The sequence below is a fragment of the Corallococcus sp. CA047B genome (assembly GCF_003612065.1).
Lineage (GTDB): Bacteria > Myxococcota > Myxococcia > Myxococcales > Myxococcaceae > Corallococcus > Corallococcus praedator.
On the sequence record NZ_RAWD01000006.1, the window covers coordinates 32,026 to 50,482 of the forward strand.

Annotated in this window: 14 protein-coding genes; 8 read left to right on the top strand and 6 right to left on the bottom strand. The window is 68.9% G+C overall.

All coding sequences use genetic code 11. The features are described 5' to 3' along the window. Window positions 1–11 precede the first annotated feature (11 nt). The 3 genes from D7X74_RS02255 to D7X74_RS02265 all read right to left on the bottom strand — a co-directional run bounded on the left by D7X74_RS02255 (window position 12) and on the right by D7X74_RS02265 (window position 4,683). Complete coding sequence (locus D7X74_RS02255; RefSeq protein ID WP_147446442.1) at window positions 12–1,355, bottom strand: hypothetical protein; 1,344 nt, start codon at window positions 1,353–1,355, stop codon at window positions 12–14. After that, window positions 1,352–2,266, bottom strand: a complete 915-nt coding sequence (locus tag D7X74_RS02260; RefSeq protein WP_120531245.1) for a hypothetical protein — start codon at window positions 2,264–2,266, stop codon at window positions 1,352–1,354. The genes D7X74_RS02255 and D7X74_RS02260 overlap by 4 nt, the downstream gene beginning before the upstream one ends. A gap of 203 nt (window positions 2,267–2,469) precedes the next feature. After that, window positions 2,470–4,683, bottom strand: coding sequence for a molybdopterin oxidoreductase family protein (locus D7X74_RS02265; protein WP_120531246.1), 2,214 nt, complete (start codon window positions 4,681–4,683; stop codon window positions 2,470–2,472). A 222-nt stretch (window positions 4,684–4,905) separates the two neighbouring features. On the opposite strand from D7X74_RS02265, the gene D7X74_RS02270 reads away from it, so the two are divergent. The 7 genes from D7X74_RS02270 to D7X74_RS02300 all read left to right on the top strand — a co-directional run bounded on the left by D7X74_RS02270 (window position 4,906) and on the right by D7X74_RS02300 (window position 15,131). Continuing rightward, window positions 4,906–8,337: an ATP-binding protein gene (locus tag D7X74_RS02270; protein ID WP_158620345.1), complete on the top strand. Its 3,432-nt coding sequence runs from the start codon at window positions 4,906–4,908 to the stop codon at window positions 8,335–8,337. Beyond that, complete coding sequence (locus D7X74_RS02275) at window positions 8,334–8,699, top strand: response regulator (protein ID WP_120531248.1); 366 nt, start codon at window positions 8,334–8,336, stop codon at window positions 8,697–8,699. Before D7X74_RS02270 ends, D7X74_RS02275 begins: the two co-directional genes overlap by 4 nt. An 87-nt stretch (window positions 8,700–8,786) precedes the next feature. Then, window positions 8,787–9,893: a hypothetical protein gene (locus tag D7X74_RS02280; protein WP_147446444.1), complete on the top strand. Its 1,107-nt coding sequence runs from the start codon at window positions 8,787–8,789 to the stop codon at window positions 9,891–9,893. A 221-nt stretch (window positions 9,894–10,114) separates the two neighbouring features. Continuing rightward, window positions 10,115–10,666: a chalcone isomerase family protein gene (locus D7X74_RS02285; RefSeq protein ID WP_120531250.1), complete on the top strand. Its 552-nt coding sequence runs from the start codon at window positions 10,115–10,117 to the stop codon at window positions 10,664–10,666. A 111-nt stretch (window positions 10,667–10,777) separates the two neighbouring features. Then, entirely contained in the window at window positions 10,778–11,590 is an 813-nt protein-coding gene (locus tag D7X74_RS02290) for an OmpA family protein (protein ID WP_120531251.1), read from the top strand. Window positions 11,591–11,620: 30 nt separating this feature from the next. After that, a complete protein-coding gene (locus tag D7X74_RS02295; RefSeq protein ID WP_120531252.1) occupies window positions 11,621–14,239 on the top strand; it encodes a TonB-dependent receptor domain-containing protein in 2,619 nt (872 codons plus the stop codon). A gap of 4 nt (window positions 14,240–14,243) precedes the next feature. Then, the gene (locus D7X74_RS02300) at window positions 14,244–15,131 is read left to right on the top strand and encodes a hypothetical protein (protein WP_120531253.1); all 888 of its coding nucleotides are present in this window, start codon (window positions 14,244–14,246) and stop codon (window positions 15,129–15,131) included. A gap of 7 nt (window positions 15,132–15,138) precedes the next feature. Here the strand turns inward: D7X74_RS02300 and D7X74_RS02305 are convergent, their stop codons facing one another. From D7X74_RS02305 to D7X74_RS02315, 3 genes are read right to left on the bottom strand one after another with little or no spacing between them, the layout of a single operon-like run. After that, the gene (locus D7X74_RS02305) at window positions 15,139–15,708 is read right to left on the bottom strand and encodes a hypothetical protein (protein WP_120531254.1); all 570 of its coding nucleotides are present in this window, start codon (window positions 15,706–15,708) and stop codon (window positions 15,139–15,141) included. An 18-nt stretch (window positions 15,709–15,726) separates the two neighbouring features. Beyond that, the gene (locus D7X74_RS02310; protein ID WP_120531255.1) at window positions 15,727–16,221 is read right to left on the bottom strand and encodes a hypothetical protein; all 495 of its coding nucleotides are present in this window, start codon (window positions 16,219–16,221) and stop codon (window positions 15,727–15,729) included. A gap of 3 nt (window positions 16,222–16,224) precedes the next feature. Next, the gene (locus D7X74_RS02315) at window positions 16,225–17,481 is read right to left on the bottom strand and encodes an Hsp70 family protein (RefSeq protein WP_120531256.1); all 1,257 of its coding nucleotides are present in this window, start codon (window positions 17,479–17,481) and stop codon (window positions 16,225–16,227) included. Window positions 17,482–17,640: 159 nt separating this feature from the next. Between D7X74_RS02315 and D7X74_RS02320 the strand changes: the two genes are divergently transcribed. Beyond that, window positions 17,641–18,411, top strand: coding sequence for a hypothetical protein (locus D7X74_RS02320; protein WP_120531257.1), 771 nt, complete (start codon window positions 17,641–17,643; stop codon window positions 18,409–18,411). Window positions 18,412–18,457 lie beyond the last annotated feature (46 nt).

Consider the following 18,457-nt stretch of genomic DNA (forward strand, 5'->3'; position numbering starts at 1 on the left):
ACGGGCCTCCGTTACGGGCCCGCGAAGAGATGCGAGGCGTGCATGAAGTTGAAGACCTTCTCGTAGTTCGCCGCGGCGTTCACCGGCGTCGGAGCGGACTTCTCGGAGTAGATGATCGTGCCACGGGAGCCGTCGGGCGGCCGCTTGACGACCAGGTCGGTGATCCCCACATCCTCCCTCGGGCTGCTCCTCGAATAGAGGGCGCCCCCGGCGTCCAGGATTCCGTAGCTGACCCTGTCGGCTTCCGCCGGGCCCTCACCGTACGTGCCCAGGACGGTGGCAGCGCCGCTGTTGTCGACATGCCACAACTCCTGGATTCCGGAGGTCCGGTTCATGGCCAACATGAACCCTGTCGGATGCGCACGCGCATCGATGGTGTCCAGATGGTCGCCCGGCAGCCCGGTGATGGGAATGACCTGCTGATCCGGGGCCAGCACGAACAGCTCGTAGCCGCTGCCGACGCCGAGCAGGTAGCCGGCGGCGTTCCACGCGAGCAGGCGATGCCCGGTCGCCACGACGTCCCCAGCACTGTTGTAATACGTGTTGCCCCCATGGGAGCAGTTGTAGGCAACGGCGCCCGTGCCCGCCCGCATGACGAAGCTCCCGATGTCCTGGGTGGCGGAGCATGCCGGTGACGGAACCTGTGTATCGTTCCGGGGTCCATCCACGGGGTACGAGCGGATCTTGTCCTTGAGCGTGAAGGACTCCGGAACCATGATCTTGATCCGATCGGGGTTGCCGCCCCTGCCGATGTAATAGACGCGGCCGTTGGGGGCGACCACCGCCTCACTGAAGGAGGAGGAGGTGTCGCAGTCGAAGCCCACCTGCACGCGCGTGGGCGTCAGGATGCTGGAGATCGCGTCAACGCCGCAGAGGCCCTCCAGGAGCGTGCCCCAAAGCAGCACGTCGTTCCCTCCCATGCTCGTGCCGCCGCACCGGTTGTCCTGCCCGCATGTCGGCGTCCAGAGTCCCCCGCCACAGTCGTCAGCGGTGGTGCACCGGTCCGCCTGGGGGACGCACTTGCGCGTCAGGCCGCTGCACTCCTCGTAGTCCTTGCAGTCCGCGGACGACTGGCAGGAGCCCGCCACCAACTGGCAGGTGTGGCTGGCCCCGCACTCCTCCCACGTCCTGCAATCCTTCTGGGTCGCGCACATCCCCGGACGCAGCGCGCACCGCCGGCTCGACGTGCAGGCCTGCCAGGCTTCGCACCCGTCATCGTCGGCGCACCCGGTACAGACCCCCTGCTCGCAGCGCAGCCCCGGCAGACAGCCGGAGTCGTCGTCGCACAGCCCCTCGGAGGTGCTCGTGCACGCGAGCAACAGCACCGAACCCCACACCCAGAACGAACGAATCACCAGCGCCCCCTCACGTAGACGTTCCCGCCGCCATCGCCATCCGAGTCGAACGACACACCCGACAGTCCCCACAGGGTGAGACCGGTGAGCGCGACGACGCCGCCGCCAATCATCAGGGTGTTCGCGAGCGTGCTGGACGTCTTCGCCTGGTCGTACTTCGCGCGGTCCGCCGGGACCAGGCGGCCGTCGTTGTAGCGTTGCGACAGGTCCTTGTTCAGGCTCTTGCTGCGCAGCCCGAAGACTCCACCGGCGCCGGCCACGAGCGCGCCGCCAATCGAAGCGTAGATGCCCGTCTTGCGCATCCACCCGGACGAAGTCGGGCGGGCCTTGTCGTGGAGCGACACCGGGTCCTGTTCGGCCAGCGGTTCCACCTCCGCGGGGGCCGCAGATGCGACCGGCGGCGGCTCGGGGCGGATATCAGGCGCGGGCGCGGGCTCGGCGGATGCGACGCCCTGTGCCGCATCCTCCGCGACCGGCTGCGATGTCGGCTCGGTGAGGGCCTTCTCGAGCTGCTCGACGGCATAGTGCACCGGCCGCAGATCCAGGAACCCGGGGATGAAACGGAATTTGACGGGGGCCGTCCGGTGCTGCCTCTCGGTGATGGCCGACATCGAGACGGAAGCCACCCCGTCCACCACGGTCGCCTCGGCGTAGATGATGGCGCCTCCACGCGCGAGCCCCGCCAGACACTCCGTGGTCGGCTTGGGCTCACACGACGCCTTCAACGGCACGGGACCGCGCAGGACCAGCGACCCCTGTCGCCGGTTGCTGGCCCGGACCCCGGAGGCGATGAGCCCTTCCGCATCCGCGCGGACCCCTGGCTCGATTTTTCCCTGTACCGGATAGAGGCCGACCACGATCTGCGCGCGGGCAATTCCAGGCACCGCGAGGATCGCCGCCAGCACGAACAAACCAACGACTCGCGCACGCAGCATTGCGCGGGACCCTAATGGAAGGCTGTTTGCCTGTAAACAGGCCGCCAGTGCCGCCATGTATGCCAATGAGTCGCGGCGCACCCCATGGCCTCCGGGACGTCGTGAGGCCACCCATGACTGCAAGTCTTCAGGAAAATCCTGATGACAAGACTTTTCAGGGTTTGTCCTGGAGAGAGCGATTACACGGCTGGTGTGGCGGAGTCGGACGGTGAGGGAAGCGCTGGCCGTATCCGCACCGGCGTGCCGCTGAAGGCGGCGTTGCCGCTGACGGCATCCAGGGCCTGCTCATCCGTGAGGTCGTTGATGCTGGCGCCCGCGTGCGCGCCCGCCACCTGCATGCGGATGCCGGAGCGCTGATGGCCGTAGCCGTGCGGCAGGCTGACGACACCGGGCATGACGTCGGCGGTGACGGCGACAGGCACGGTGACCTCTCCCACGCGAGAGCGGATGGTGGCGTCCACGCCGTCGGCGAGGCCCAGGCGCGAAGCATCGTCCGGATGAATCATGAGGGTGCAGCGCGGGCGGCCCTTCATCAGTCCCGGCACGTTGTGCATCCAGGAGTTGTTGTCGCGAAGGTGCCGCCGGCCAATGAGCAGCAATTCGTTCTCGCGAGGCGCGGAGTCGTCCGTGAAGGTCGCGCGGAGCCGGGCGACATCCGCGACGAGCAGCTCCGGAGCCAGTTGGATGCGTTTGGAGCGGTGGCGGAGGCGGCCTGGGAGGGAAGGCTTCAAGGGGCCCAGGTCGATGCCGTGGGGCGAAGCGCGCAGCTTCGCGAGCGACAGGCCGTCCTTCTTGAGCGGATGGAAGCGCGAGCCATACGGCCCCATGCGCAGGCCCAGGTCGAGCAGGCGCTCTGGCCCCAGACGCTTGAGGGCCTGGTACTGGAAGGTGGCGCGGGCGGTGCGGCCCTTTCGCAGTGTCTCCAGGCGGTGCTGGAGCTCCAGGAGGATCTCCCAATCCTGGCGGGACTCCGGAGCGGCGGCGAACACGGGCGGTGAGTACTTGGCCGTGTTGCGCACGGCGAGCACGTGGAAGACGAGGTCGTAGTGCCCGCGCTCCAGCAGGGACGCGGGGGGCAGGATGTAGTGGGCGTGCCGGGTGGTCTCGTTGAGGTACGGATCCACGCTCACCATGAGGTCCAACTGTGACAGCGCCGTGTCCAGCTGGGTGCCATTGGGCGTGGACAGCACGGGGTTGCCGGCCACGGTGATGAGGGCGCGGATGCGTCCCTCTCCCGGCGTGAGGATCTCCTCCGCGAGCACGGCCACGGGCAGCTCGCCGGAGGACTCCGGCAGGCCGCGCACCCGGCTCTTCCAGCGGCCATGGCTGCCGGGGCTGACGCCCAGCGCGCGTGGCCCACCGATGAGGTCGAACGCGGGCTGCGTGAAGAGCGCGCCGCCTTCGCGGTCCAGGTTGCCGGTGACGATGTTGAGGACGTTGATGAGCCATTGGCAGAGGGAGCCAAAGGGCTGCGTGGACACGCCGACGCGGCCGTAGCAGACGGCGCCCTCCGCCGCGAGGAAGTCCCGGGCGATGCCGCGCAGCACGTCCGGCGCGATGCCGGTGTGCGGTGCCGTGCGCTCCGGAGGGAAGTCGCGGACCAGGGACACGATGGTGTCCAGCCCGTCCACGAACGCGGCGAGCCGGCCCATGCGCTGGGTGCCTTCTCCCAGGGCGATGTGCAGCAGGGAGAGCAGGGCGAGCGCATCGGTGCCGGGGCGGACGAAGACGTGCTGGTCGGCGATGCCGGCCGTCTCCGTGCGGCGCGGGTCGATGACGACGACCCTGCCTCCGCGCTCCTGGATGGCGCGGAGGCGGGCGCGGACATCGGGCGTGGTCATCAGACTGCCATTGGATGCCAGGGGATTGGCGCCCAGCATGAGCATGTACCGGGTGCGGTCGATGTCCGGGATGGGGACGAGCAACTGGTGGCCGAACATGAAGTGGGCCACGAGCTGGTGGGGAAGCTGGTCCACGGAGGTGGCGGAGAACCGGTTGCGCGAGCGCAGCGCACGAAGCAGGCCGGGGCCGAACATCATCGCGCCCAGGTTGTGGACGTTGGGATTGCCCAGGTAGGCGCCCACGGTGTGGGGACCGTGCTCCTGCTGGAGGGCATGGAGTCGCCGGGTGATGTCGCCGAGCGCGTCCTCCCAGGACACGCGCTCCCAACCGGACGCGGTGCGCTTCATGGGATGGCGCAGGCGGTCCGGATCTTCATGCAGATCGCGCAGCGCCACGGCCTTGGGACAGATGTGGCCCCGGCTGAACGGGTCCGCGTCGTCGCCCTTGATGGACGTGATGCGACCGTCGGCCACTTCGATGCGCACCCCGCACATCGCTTCGCAGAGGTTGCAGGTGCGGAAGTGGACCTGGGGCGGGGCGGAAGCGCTCATGGGCGGAGAGTCTACGCCCGCCCTGGGGCGGGAGGCAGGACCGCCTGTCTGGTGGCCTGGCGCTGTCAGGCCGGGTCTGTCCCGGGCGCGGGTTCAATGCGCGACAGTTCAACTCCGCGAAGTACCAACGCCATCCTTGTGACGTCGTACCCGCGTACGTATACCTTCAGCAGGATGAGCGCCCTTCCCAGGAAGCTGGAGTGGCTCGCGGGTGGGGGCGAAATGTCCACGCTCATCGCGTCACTCGACTGGTCGAAGTCCCCGCTGGGGCCCATCGAGTCGTGGCCGCAGAGCCTGCGCACGACCGTGAGCCTCTGCCTCGCGTCGAACTTCCCCATCAACATCATCTGGGGGGACGGCCACAGCCAGATCTACAACGATGGCTACCGCGGGGTCTGCGGCGCGGTGCACCCGCGCGCGCTGGGGGAGAGCTACCGGGTCACCTGGGCCTCCGCGTGGCCCGCCATTGGTGAACCCTTCGAGCGGGCGCTCGCGGGCGAGACCTCTTACCTCGAGAACCAGCGGATGTTCCTCGAGCGCAACGGCTACCCGGAGGAGACCTTCTTCACCTTCTCGTCCAGCCCCATCCGTGACGAGTTCGGCAAGGTGGTGGGCATCTTCCACCCGGTGACGGAGACCACCTCCACGATGCTCGCCCAGCGGCGGACGCGGGCGCTGCGCGACGTGGCGGATCGCGCGGGGCAGGCCCTGGTGTTCGACGAGGCGTGCGACCTGCTTCTCGCGACGCTGGGGGAGTACGCCTTCGACCTGCCGTTCGCGCTCCTCTACGTGACGACGCCCGACGGCACCCAGGCCCGGCTGCGTGGGACGCGCGGAACCCAGGCGGGAGGTGCGCTCGCGCCGGAAGTCCTCCGTCTCGTGGATGGAGACGGGGAGTCGGGGTGGCCGCTCGCGCGCGCGGCTCGCAGTGGACGGGTGGAGCCGGTGACGGACCTGGAGGCGCGGTTCGGTCGCGTCCCCGCGGGCCCGTACCCGGAGCCGCTGGGCACGGCCTTCGTGTTGCCGGTCCGGGTCGCGGGCGTGGAGGTCCCGCTCGGTTTCCTCGTCGTCGGGACGAGCCAGCGGCTTCCGCTCGATGAGTCCTACCGGACCTTCGTGGAGATGCTGGGTGGGGCGGCGAGCGCGGCCCTTGGGAACGCGCGCGCCTATGAAGCGGAGCGGCGCAGGGCCGAGGCGCTGGCGGAGATCGATCAGGCGAAGACCGCGTTCTTCAGCAACGTGAGCCACGAGTTCCGCACGCCGCTCACGCTGCTGCTCGGGCCCCTGGAGGATCTGCTGGCCGGGCGGCAGGGCGGACTGCCAGGAAGCGTGCAGGACGAGCTGCGGGTCGTGCACCGCAATGCGCTGCGACTGCTCAAGCTGGTGAATGCGCTGCTCGACTTCTCGCGCATCGAGGCGGGCCGTGCCCGGGCCTCGGCGGAGCCCACCGACCTGTCCTCGCTCACCCGCGACCTCGCGAGCGCCTTCCGTTCCGCCGTGGAGCGCGCGGGCATGCGCCTGGTGGTGGACGCGGAGCCGCTCGGGGAGCCGGTGCTCGTCGACCGCGAGATGTGGGAGAAGATCGTCCTCAACCTCGTGTCGAACGCGTTCAAGTTCACCCACGCCGGGGAGATCCGCGTCGAGTTGAAGCGGGAGGGCGGCTTCGCGCGGCTGTCGGTGCAGGACACGGGCATTGGCATCCCGGAGAGCGAGCTGGGCCGCGTGTTCCAGCGCTTCCACCGTGTGCAGGAGGCGAAGGGGAGGACCCACGAGGGCAGCGGCATCGGGCTCGCGCTCGTGCAGGACCTGGCGAAGCTTCATGGCGGTTCGGTGGAGGTGCGCAGCGCCGTCGGGGAAGGCTCCACGTTCTTCGTCCGCGTGCCGCTCGGGAACGCCTACTGGAAGGGGGCGCCGGCTTCGGATCCGGGAGCGCAGCCCCCCGCCAACCCGATGCGCGTGGATGCCTTTGTCGAGGAGTCGCTGCGCTGGGTGGAGGAGCCCGCGCCGGGAGCGCCCACCCCGCAGGCCCCGCTCCATGATGCCTCCGAGAATGGGCCGCGAGCCGACGCCCCGGTGGCGGCGCGACTTCCCCACGAAGAGGTGGTGGGAGGCGTCCGCCCTCGGGTCCTGCTGGCCGACGACAACGCGGACATGCGCGACTATGTCCGTCGCCTCCTGGAGCGGCGCTACCGGGTGACGGCGGTCCCGAACGGCGCGGAGGCGCTGCGCTCGGCGCGGGAGTCGAGGCCGGATCTCATCCTGTCGGACGTGATGATGCCGGTGATGGATGGCATCGAGCTGGTGCGGCAGCTGCGGGCGGACGAAGCGCTGCGCACGCTGCCCGTCATCCTGCTGTCCGCCCGCGCGGGCGAGGAGGCCACGGCGAGCGGGCTGGAGCTGGGCGCGGACGACTACCTGACCAAGCCCTTCGCGGCCCGGGAGCTGCTGGCCCGGGTGCAGGCGCAGCTCACCATGGCGGCCATGCGGATGCGGGCGGCGGAGCAGGAGGCGCACGCGGAGGACCTCGCGCAGCAGCAGCAATGGCTGGAGGCGGTGTTGGATCGCCTCCCGACGCCCACGCTGCTCGTCAACCCGGACTCGCGCCAGTTCACCTTCGCGAACCACGCGGCGCAGGAGCTGGCGGACGGCGACTTTCCCAGCAGGCTGGATGACACGGAACACGGCCGCGCCTTCCGGCTCACCGACGAGGCCGAGGCGCCGTTCAACCTGGCGCGTGCCCTGGATGCGCCGGTCCGCGACCTGGAGGCCGTCGGGCACGCCCCCGGTGGACGTCTCCACCTCGTGGTGGACTCGGACTTCGTGCCGGCCATCGGGCAGCAGCCGTCGCGGACCATCCTCACGCTGCGGGACATCTCCCGGCTCAAGCAGGTGGAGCGCGAGCTGAAGGTGTTGCTCGGCGCGCGCGACGAATTCCTCTCCATCGCCTCGCACGAGCTGAAGACACCCATCACGTCGCTGCGGATGCAATTGCAGATGACCGAGCGGAGCGTGAAGCCAGACGAGGGCCGCATGCCGAGCCCGGAGAAGCTGGCGAAGGCGATGCGTGTGTCATTGCTCCAGGTGGACCGGCTGACGGGCCTCGTCGACGACCTGCTCGACGTGGCGCGCATCCGGACGGGCACGCTCGACCTGTTGTTCCAGGAGGTGGACCTCACGCAGCTCATCTCCGACGTGCTGGAGCGCCTCTCCGGACAACTGGCGCAGGCAGGCTGTCAGGTGCGGCTGGAGGTTCCGCCCGTGCTCGTGGGGACGTGGGATGGGCGTCGGCTGGAGCAGGTGCTGACGAACCTGCTGTCCAACGCGGTGAAGTACGCGCCGGGCACGCCGCTGGAAGTGCGTCTGGAGGAACAGGGGGACCAGGTCCGCCTGGAGGTGAGTGACCAGGGGCCCGGGGTTCCCCAGGCGCAGCGTGAGAGCATCTTCGACCGCTTCGACCGGGGGCTCGCGTCGCGCAACGCGGGAGGACTGGGGCTGGGGCTCTTCATCTCCAAGCAGATCGTCGTAGCCCACGGCGGGAGGATCTCGGTGGAGGCGGGGCCGGAAGGGGGCGCATGTTTCGTGGTACTCCTGCCCCGTGACGCCGCGAGTGCCCGTCCTCCTGAACGGGCCACGGCGCGGGAGAGCCGGGCATGAGCCGTTGCATCCTCGTGGTGGAGGACGACTTCTACATCCGGGAATCCATCCGTGAGCTGTTGGAAGAAGAAGGGCACACGGTGGTGTGCGCGGATCATGGGGCGCACGCGCTCACCCTGCTGGAGACGCTGCGACCGCCGCCCGACCTCATCCTCCTGGACCTGATGATGCCGGTGAAGGACGGGTTCCAGTTCCGCACCGAGCAGCGGGCTGACGCGCGCTTCGCCCACATCCCGGTGGTGGTGATGAGCGCCGATCCGCAGCTCGACAGCCGCCGAGAAGTCCTCGCCGCCCGCTCCTACCTGCGCAAGCCCGTGGACATCGACCTGCTGCTCGCCGCGGCGGCCGCCCCCGCCGCGTAGCGGGGAATGGCAGGTGTGAGGCTTCACCCGTGGCTGCGGCGTGGAAGAGGGGTGTGGTAATTTCCACGCATTCCGCAGGGGGGAATGATGGCCAAGTCGAGCGGCGAGAAATCCGGCAGGACCGAACCCGCGTCCAACGCGCCCATCGTGACGGTCGTTCCTCCCATCCCCTCCGTTGCCCCGAGGGGTCTGTCGGTCGAACCGATGCCCACGGTGCTCGCCTCGCTGCGGGCCATGGGGCTCTTCTTCGTCCAGCGGGTGTCGGAAGGAATGACGCTCTGCCTGCTGCTCTTGAGCGCGGTCCTGGCGATTGCCTCCATCGCGGAAATCTCTTCGCGGCAGCAGGCCCGGGCGGAGGTGGACATGCTGGAGCGGGAGGAGACCGCGCTGCTGATGAGCCAGATCTCCTCCCCACCCATGCCTCTGGGCGCGGCTCAAGACACGGACATGAAGTCAGGCGCGGTGCTGCTCGCGGCGCAGGAGGCGCGGAACCACTCCACACAACGGCATCTGCTGGGGGTGGCCTGGATTCATGGCTACGCCATGGAGTCGCGAAGCCAGATTGATTCCCTGTCGGTCCGCGGCGCGGGCGCATCGAGAAAGGGCGCTGCGCTCATCCTGGAGGAGATGCGGTCGAACGTGAGGAAGGTGAGAGCACGGCTGACGTTCCCTGACGGGATGGATCCGCAGTCAGGCGCTTCCGCGCAGCCTCCCCCTGGGCCTGAAGGGACCGCGGCCCTGCCCGAGCCCCCCTGGGTCGAAAGCCTGGGGCGCCAGCTCCAGAACTTCTGGGCCCAGATTCCCCTGGAGCATGCGCGAACCGACTACCTGCTGGCGCTCGTCGTGGCGTGCTGCGCGCTGGTCGGCGCCATCATCGCGATGCTGCGGGAGGGAGGCGCTCGGTTCGCGACGAAGCAGGTGGTCCTGGGATTGGCGTCGGGGTTCGTCGCGTTCCTGTCGCTGCGCGGCGGTCGCAGTGTCTTCATGATGGAGTTGAGCGGAGACGTTCCCCACTTCAACCCCTACAGCATGGCCTTCGCGGGCCTGCTCGTCGGCCTCTTCACGCGCAAGGCCTACGAACTGCTGGGCATCCTGGTCCAGGAACTCGACGGGCGGCTGCGCGCGGCGATGCAGGGACCCCCGGTCGCTCGGGCCACTCCCCCGAACGAGCCGAAGCAGAACCCCGAGCCGTGACGCCGTCGGGTCCCCTCCCGGCTCCCGCGCTGTTGACGCCCCGCGCCATCCCCCGCCGTTCGCTCCTCAACCGGGGAGTCACTTGCGCCCCCAACGTCCTTGCCAGAAGGTTCCTGTTGCCGTCCAATGGTGCACAAACCAATGATCGGCGCGGGTAGCGGTTTCATGGGGAGTGCACACCGTTGCGATCACCGGCTCGGTAGAGGGTGAAGGGGAAGGCGATGACGGGGACGGCGTTGAAGATGGGGGCGCGAGGGTTCGCGCTGGGGATGCTCCTGCTGGTGGGCGGTATCGCCCAGGCGGGACAGGCGGGCGGGGTCAACATGCCGGATTCACTCCAGGTGGAGGGCCGCACGCTCGCGCTCACCCACATGGAGCTGAAGAAGAAGCTCTTCTTCAACGTCTACGTGTGGAGCCTCTACATGGAGGAGGAGCCCACCTGCTTCAAGCAGGCCGTCGCCTCCAACAGCCTGAAACGACTGCACTTCCGGTTCCTGCGCACCATCACCAAGGACCAGCTCGTGGGCAGCTTCCGCGAGGGCTTGCGCCAGAACCCCGCCATGCGCGAGGACGCCCTCAACCAGTCCCTGGAGAAGCTCCTCGCGTCGCTCCACGATGTGCGCAAGGGCGATGACCTCGTCCTCACCTACCTGCCCGGCTCCGGACTCCACGTCTCCGGCGGCGCGTCCGGCGGCGTCCACATCCCCGGCAAGCCCTTCGCGGATGCCCTCTTCAGCTCCTGGCTGAACACCCACCCCATCTTCCCCCAGTAGGCCTCCAGGCCGGGAAGTTGGTCCCCATAGCAGTTGCGTGTTTCTCCTAGGTTCTGGGCCCGAGAGCGGTAGGCTCGGACCCACCAACATCTGTCAGGAGGAAGCGCACATATGCGGACACGTCTGGTTCTGGCTGCCCTGGTTGCCCTGTCCACGGGTTGCGTCTCGCAGGGCAAGTTCAACGAGAAGGCCCTGGAAGCCGAAGGGCTGACGAAGAACCTCACGGACGAGAAGGCGGCGCGCACGGCGGCCGAGGCGAAAATCAAGGCGCTGGAGGAGCAGCAGGCCGCGCTGAACCAGGAGAAGGCCGCGCTGGAGACGCGCCTCAACGCCTCCGAGAACCGCCTCACCAGCGCCGCGGCCGAGCGCCGCGCCCTGGAGGAGAAGAACGCGCAGCTGGCCGCGCTCAACGACGAGCTGGCGCGCAACACGAAGAAGCTCGCGCAGGCCAAGGAGGAGCTGGAGAAGAAGAGCTCCGAGTACGAGAACCTGGCCCAGAGCCTCAAGCAGGAGATCTCCGACGGGAAGATCGAGCTGTCGGAGATGAAGGGCCGGATGACGGTGCAGTTGAAGGACAAGATCCTCTTCGCGTCCGGCTCCGCGCGCGTGGGCAAGGAAGGGCAGGAGGCGCTCGTGAAGATCGCGGACGCGCTCAAGACGGTGCGGGGCCGCATCATCCGCGTGGAAGGCCACACGGACGACGTGCCCACCGGCGGCGGGCAGTTCCCGTCCAACTGGGAGCTGAGCCTGGCGCGCGCGATGGCGGTGGTGCGCTCGCTGCAGGACTCGGGCGTGGATCCGACGTCGCTGTCCGCGGCGGGCTACGGGCAGTACCAGCCCATCGTCCCCAACGACACGCCGGAGCACAAGAGCCAGAACCGGCGCATCGAAATCGTGCTCGCCCCCAGCCTCGGAGGGCGCTAGGAGGGGGCGCGGGAGACCCGCGCACCCTTCATGAAAACGCTCGCTTGCGTCGTCTGTCTATTGCTTGCGACCGGGGCTGCCGCACAGGCCCCGGACGCAGGTGTTCCCGTCGGCGATGCTGGCGTTCCCACCGGCGTGCTGACGAAGCCGCCCGCGCTCCTGCGCCAGGTCGAAGCGACCTATCCACCGGAGGCCGCCGCCCAGCAGCTGGAGGGCACGGTGGTGATGTTCATCGACATCTCGGAGACGGGCACCGTCACGAATGTCGAGGTCACCCAGCCCGCCGGCAACGGCTTCGATGAAGCGGCCATCGCCGCGGTGAAGCAGTTCCAGTTCGAGCCCGCGGAGGTGGACAACGTCCCTTCTCCGGTGCGCATCCAGTACGCCTACCAGTTCGTCTTCCGCGCGCCGGAGCCGCCTCCGGAGACCGCCACCGACGGCGGCATCGCGGAGCCGCAGGGGCCGGTGAACTTCAGCGGCAAGGCGCTGGAGCGCGGCACGCGCAAGCCGCTGGTCGGCGCGGAGGTGGTGCTGACGGAGTTGGATCGCTCCACCGTGACGGACGGCGAGGGCCGCTTCTCCTTCCGGGGCGTCCCGGTGGGCACGCACCCGGTGGTGGTGGTGCTGGGCAGCTACGACCGCTTCCGCACGCAGGAGACCATCGCGGAAGGGCAGGAGACGCAGGCCACGTACTACGTGCAGCGGCGCATCTTCAGCCCGTACGAGACGGTGGTGCGAAGCGACCGTGAGCGCAAGGAGGTGACGCGCACCACCATCCAGGTGGCGGAGGTGCAGCGCATCCCGGGCACGCAGGGCGACACGCTCAAGGTGGTGCAGAACCTGCCGGGCGTGGCGCGGCCCGCGTTCAACGGCGGCGCGCTGGTCATCCGTGGCACCAGCCCCCAGGAGTCCGGCGTCTTCCTGGACGGCCTGCGCATCCCCATCCTGTATCACTTTGGTGGACTCACCTCCGTGTACAACTCGGAGCTGCTGGAGGCGGTGGACTACCTGCCCGGCAACTTCTCCGCGTACTACGGCGACATCACCGGCGGCGTCATCAACGTGCGCAGCCGCGAGCCGCGCACGGACCGGCTGCACGCCACGGTGGGCATCAGCCTGATTGAGTCCAACGCGGTGGTGGAGGGCCCCATCACGGACACGCTGAGCTTCGCGATTGGCGGCCGGCGTTCATACATCGACGTGGTGCTCAAGGCGGTGCCGTTCGACGACGACAGCCTCCAGGTGGCGCCGCGCTACTACGACGCGCAGGCGAAGCTGGTGTGGAAGCCGAACAAGCGCCACACCTTCACGCTGCAGGGGCTCACGTCGCGCGACCGGCTGGCGCTGCTGTTGGACCAGCCGGCGGACAACGACCCTTCCGTCAACGGCGGCCTGGATGTGACGACGGGCTTCAACCAGCTGCGCCTGCGGCACCAGTACCGCGAAGGCAAGCTGACGTTGGACACGCACGCGCTCGTCGGCAACACGCTGCTGGACTTCGCCATTGGCGAGCGCGGCCTGCGCATCGCGTCCACGGACCTGTTCCTGCGGCCCACGGTTGAGTACGCGTTCAACGACGCGGTGACGGTGGCGGGCGGTCTGGACGTGGTGACGAACCTGGCGAAGGTGCGCGCGAGCATCCAGCAGCCGCCGCGCGAGGGCGAGCCTCCGACGCCGTTGGTGACGGAGGACCTCATCAACATCGACGGCAACTTCACCCAGTACTACCCGTCCGCGTGGGCGGAGGTGCGGTGGCGGCCGGTGAAGGAGCTGCTGGTGGTGCCGGGCATCCGCACGGAGAGCTACATCTTCACGGATCAGCAGGAGGTGAAGCGCACGGTGAACCCGCGGCTGGCGGTGCGCTACGCGCTCACGGAGGCGCTGACGTTGAAGGGCGGCGCGGGCGTCTACCACAGCCCGCCGGTGCAGGATGAGCCGTCGCCGGGGTTCGGCAATCCGGACCTGGGGGCGAAGCGGTCGCTCCAGTACAGCGTGGGCGCGGAGTGGCAGGCGCGGCCCGAGTGGTTCGTGGGCAGCGAGGTCTTCTACAACGACCTGGACGACCTCATCGTGCGCTCCAACGCGCGCATCATCCGCGACGGCGAGTCGGTGCCGGAGGTGCTGAAGAACGGCGGCGTGGGGCGCATCTACGGCTTCGAGTTGCTGGTGCGTCGGGCGCTGACGGACCGGCTGTTCGGCTGGATTTCGTACACGCTCAGCCGCAGCGAGCGCCGGGACGCGCCGGACGCGGCCTGGCGCCTGTTCGACAACGACCAGACGCACGTGCTGACGGCCATTGCCAGCTACAAGCTGCCGAAGGGCTGGGAGGTGGGCGCGCGCTTCCGCCTGGCGTCCGGCAACCCGACGACGCCGGTGGAGGGGGCGCGGCGTGACGACACGACGGACGTGTTCATCCCGTACTACGGCGCGGTCAATTCGCAGCGGCTGCCGTCGTTCAACCAGTTGGACATCCGCGTGGACAAGAACTTCATCTTCGACACGTGGAACCTGGACGTCTACCTGGACCTGACGAACGCCTACAACAACCAGTCCGTCGAAGGCGTGGCCTACAACTACAATTACTCTCAGCGCGAGTTCTTCAAGGGCCTGCCCATCCTGCCCATCCTCGGCGCCAAGGGGAGCTTCTGACGCCATGCGCACTCCCGTCCTGCTGTGTGCCGCCCTGCTGGTGTTGAGCGCGTGCGGTCCCGACTTCGAAGTGCAGAGTGAGATTCGCCGCGTGCGCGTGCTGGCCATCAAGGCGGAGCCCGCGGAGCTGGCGTTGGATCCGGACGCGTCCACGTTGCCGCCGCCGGTGACGTTCAACGCGCTGGCGGTGACGCCGGACGGCCGTCCGGTGACGGTGACGTACGCGCTGTGCCGGCCGGACGTGAATCCCTACGGGGACACGGGCTGTCCGGGCGCCAACGGTGTCGCGTTGCAGGACGGGGTGTTGTCGTTGAGCGACCCGGCGGTGCAGGCGCTGCTCATCGCGGCGTTCCAGGCGGCGACGGGCAGCACGGGGGGCGGGAGCGGAGGCGGGTTCGACTTCAACGATCCGACGGTGCGCGCGGTGCTGGAGACGGGGCTGCCGCTGTTCGTGGGGTACGAGGCGACGGACGGCAGCGGGACGCCGGAGGGCGTGGAGCGAGGGGTGCGGCGCATCACGCTGCGCTCGACGCAGACGCCGAACCTGAACCCGGTGATGCAGGACGTGCTGTGGGACGAGTCCCCGCTGGTGGGGCCGCTGCCGTTGGACACGGAGGTGACGTTCAAGCCGGTGCTAGCGGAGGGCAGCGAGGAGGCCTACACCGCGGCGGACGGGACGAAGACGGAGCAGGTCTTCTACAGCTGGTTCGCGACGGGGGAGGGCGAGGTGAACTCGTTCCGTTCATTGGAGCCGGTGGACGGCAAGCCCGGCGACCCGACGACGACCTACCAGACGTCCATGACGCCGGAGCGAATCACCCTCTGGGTGGTGGCACGCGACGGCCGCGGCGGCGTGGACTGGGCCATCCGCACGGTGGACGTGGGGCCCTGAGCTACCGTCACGGGACGATGGTTGGCTCGCTGTCGAACAGCGCATCGAACAAGGTGCTCTGAGGCGGCTCTGTCCACTGGACGGTGACCGGCACTGGGATTGCCGCCACTTCCCGGGGCAGTTCCTGGACTCCAAAGCGGGTTTCCAGTTCCTGGGCGATGAGTCGCGCCGTCCCAGCCATGGCCTCAGGCAGCGGACTCTGGTGCAACCGGGCTTCACGGCGCTTGCGTCCCTCGTACTCGAACGAGATGCCATACACGGTGAAGACAGGTGCCAGGATGCTCACGCATCCCACGACGACCCAGGGAACCGGCGGGAGGGGAACGCCCTTCGCGGGATAGGCAATGCAGCGGAAGGAGGATTGGGACGGCACCGTGCCGTCTCCCACGGTGAAGCCTGGAAGCAATGTGTCCAGGTCCGCAAGAAAGCCATGCCACTGCGGGATGAATTGGAGAGCTTCGTCCCAGCGGCTGGAGCGACGCACGAACTCGGGATTGCCTTCCTCCAATGCTGCTTTCATCGAGGCCGGCCAATAGTGGCTGGCGATGGCCATCAGTTGCTCCGTATCTGGCAGCATGGCGCGAGAGCTCCGATGTCAGAGGGTGAATGCACCAAACTGCACCGGGGTGGTCTTCTCGTTGCAAACCACGGAGAACCGGGCTCCCTCCGCGGATGACTGAAGGGTTGGCCGCAATACTGCCTTCAGCGACTCACAGAGCATTCCGAGCGGCGACTCCAGTCTGGCGCGACCGAGGACGGTATGCGAGGCCGCATTGATCCAGTCCGCCGTGATGCGCTGGGCGAGTGCCCTGGAGACCGGGCCCTGATTGTTATGCATTGGGAGCTCGACGCCGAATTTGCACAGGACGGATTCGCCGGTGTTCTCGCGCGAGATCCGGATGTGGATGCAGGCGGCCTGCCATCCACCTGGCTTGTCCGCGGGGGCTTTGGAGAGCGTCACGAAGCGGATCTGCCGGGGCTCAATTCGGCCCGTGACGAAGGTCCTGTCCGTGGGCCCGACACACGCCAGCGACAGTGTCAGCGCGGCGCCCGCCGCGAGCCAGTGCCGCCGTGCCGTGGGCCCATCCATGCTTCACCCCGCGAGCCACGAGGATGCGCGCCCCAGGCCTTCCGCCACGGAGGTGAACGCATCCGCGGTGCGCACGCGGTCTTCACCGAAGCGCTTCACGTACAGCTCCCGCACGGCCGGAATCTGTGACGAACCGCCCGTGAGGAACACAGCGTCAATGTCCCTGGCCTCCGGGTGCTTCGCCAACAGCCCCTCGGTGCACTGAGAGAGTTCATCCAGCAACGCACCGCTCGCCGTGTCGAACTCGGCGCGCGTAATCGGCTCGTGCAGGTGGATGCGCCCCTCCTCGAAGTCGATGGTCGCCACGTCCTCGCTCGACAGGCGCACCTTCGCCGCTTCAATGGACCGGAACAGCCGGTAGCCCAGGTTGTCCATCACCAGGTCGTAGAGCGCTTCGATCTCCGCCGGGCGGTCGCTCGTGTCGAGCATCACCTCCAGCAGCTCCTGCGTGGACTTCTCCCGGATGAAGGACATCTCATGCCAGTTCAACAGCTTCGCCATCACGTGCTGCGGAATGGGCATCCGCTTCTCGCTGAAGCCCTTCACCTTGTACGTGGACCCCGCCCCGAAGCGCGGCAACAGCTTGTGCCGCATGATCTCCGCGTCGAACCGGTCACCACCGATGCGCACACCCGTGGACCCCACCACGTCCGGCTTGCGGTCCAGGTTCCCCCTGCGCGACGGCCCCAGCTTCATCAGCGTCAGGTCCGTGGTGCCGGCGCCGAAGTCCGCCACCAACACCAGCTCGTCGCGCGTCAGCCGCGCCTCGTACGCGAGCGCCGCCGCGATGGGCTCGATGAGGAACTGCACGTGCGTGAAGCCCGCCAGCTCCGCCGCCTTGCGCAGCCGCTTCTCCGCCAGTGCGTCCGCGTCCGGATCCGGCGTGAACACCGCCGGCCGCCCCATCACCACCGCGTCCGGCAGCTCGCCCAGGTGTGCCCCGGCCGACTCGCGCACGCGGCGCAGCAGGATGGCCACCAGGTCCTCGATGGTGAACGTGCGCCCCTTCACCTGCGTCGCCCGGAAGGACGTGCTGTGCAGGAAGGACTTCACGGACTGGATGAACCGCCCGGTGTTGTCCTCCAGGTAGCGCTGGATGGCGTCCGCGCCCGCGAAGATCTCCTTCTCGTCCTCCGCGAAGAACAACACGGAGCGGAACAGACGCGGCTCCGGCGTGTGGGGCTGCAGGGGCAACACGGTGCCATCCGGCAGGGCCAGGGCGGTGTTGCTGGTTCCGAAGTCGAGTCCGCAGGCGCGCATGGGGGGGCGCCCCTTATCGCCATTCCTCCAGTCGCGGTAGCCCCAAAGTGACTGCCTGCCGTGGAGCGAGCAGGGTCCCGGGCGCTCGCGGCCTCATGGCTTGGTTCCTCGCGCGCCCTCGCCATCTTTGCCCTGTCATCCCCTCGACAGGAGAACCCCATGAAATCGCGCACGGTATGGCTCACGGCGGGAGTCGCCGCACTGATGGTGGGCACCGCCTGCCAGGACGGAGATCGCACCCGGCAGGACTCCACCCGGGCCGCGCCAGGGCAGGAGGTCGAGCAGGCGCAGGCCCGCTCGGAGGAGGCCTTCGACAGTGCCCGCGACGCCCAGAAGGAAGCCTCCCGGCAACAGCGCGAGGCCGCGAGCGCGCAGGAGGACCTCCAGCGCAAGCAGCAGGAACTCCAGGAGGCCCAGGCCACCGCCCAGAAGGAATCCCAGGAGGCCCAGGCCAGCCAGCAGCAGGCCCAGGCGCGCACCCAGCACGCCCAGTCCGAGGCCCAGCAGGCCCAGGCGAGCGCCCTGGACGCCCAACGCCGCCTCCAGCAGGGCCTGACGCCCTCGCGTGAAGTCGTGGGCCAGAACGCCCCCGTGGCGGCCCCGGTCGCCAACGCGCAGCCGGCCGCGCAGGACTCGCAGATCTCCGGCGAGGTGCTGAGCGCGAGCGCCCGCGAGGTGCTGCTCAGCCAGGGCGGAGAGCCCCAACTGCGGCTCCAGGTGGGCCCCACCACGCAGGTGCGGGTGGACGGCCGGGCCGCGAGCGCCGCGGACATCCAGGAGGGCGCGCAGGTGCGGGCCTCGTACCGCACGGACGCGAACAGCGGCGAGCCCCAGGCGCTGCGCATCGACGCCACGTCCCGCGCACAGCCGGCGGCGCCCGCCGCGCCGGAGAGCGGTGAGTCGACGCCGGGTGCCACGACGCCGCAGTAGCGTGGACATGACTCGGCCCCGTGCCTTCGCGCTTCCCACGCGAGGG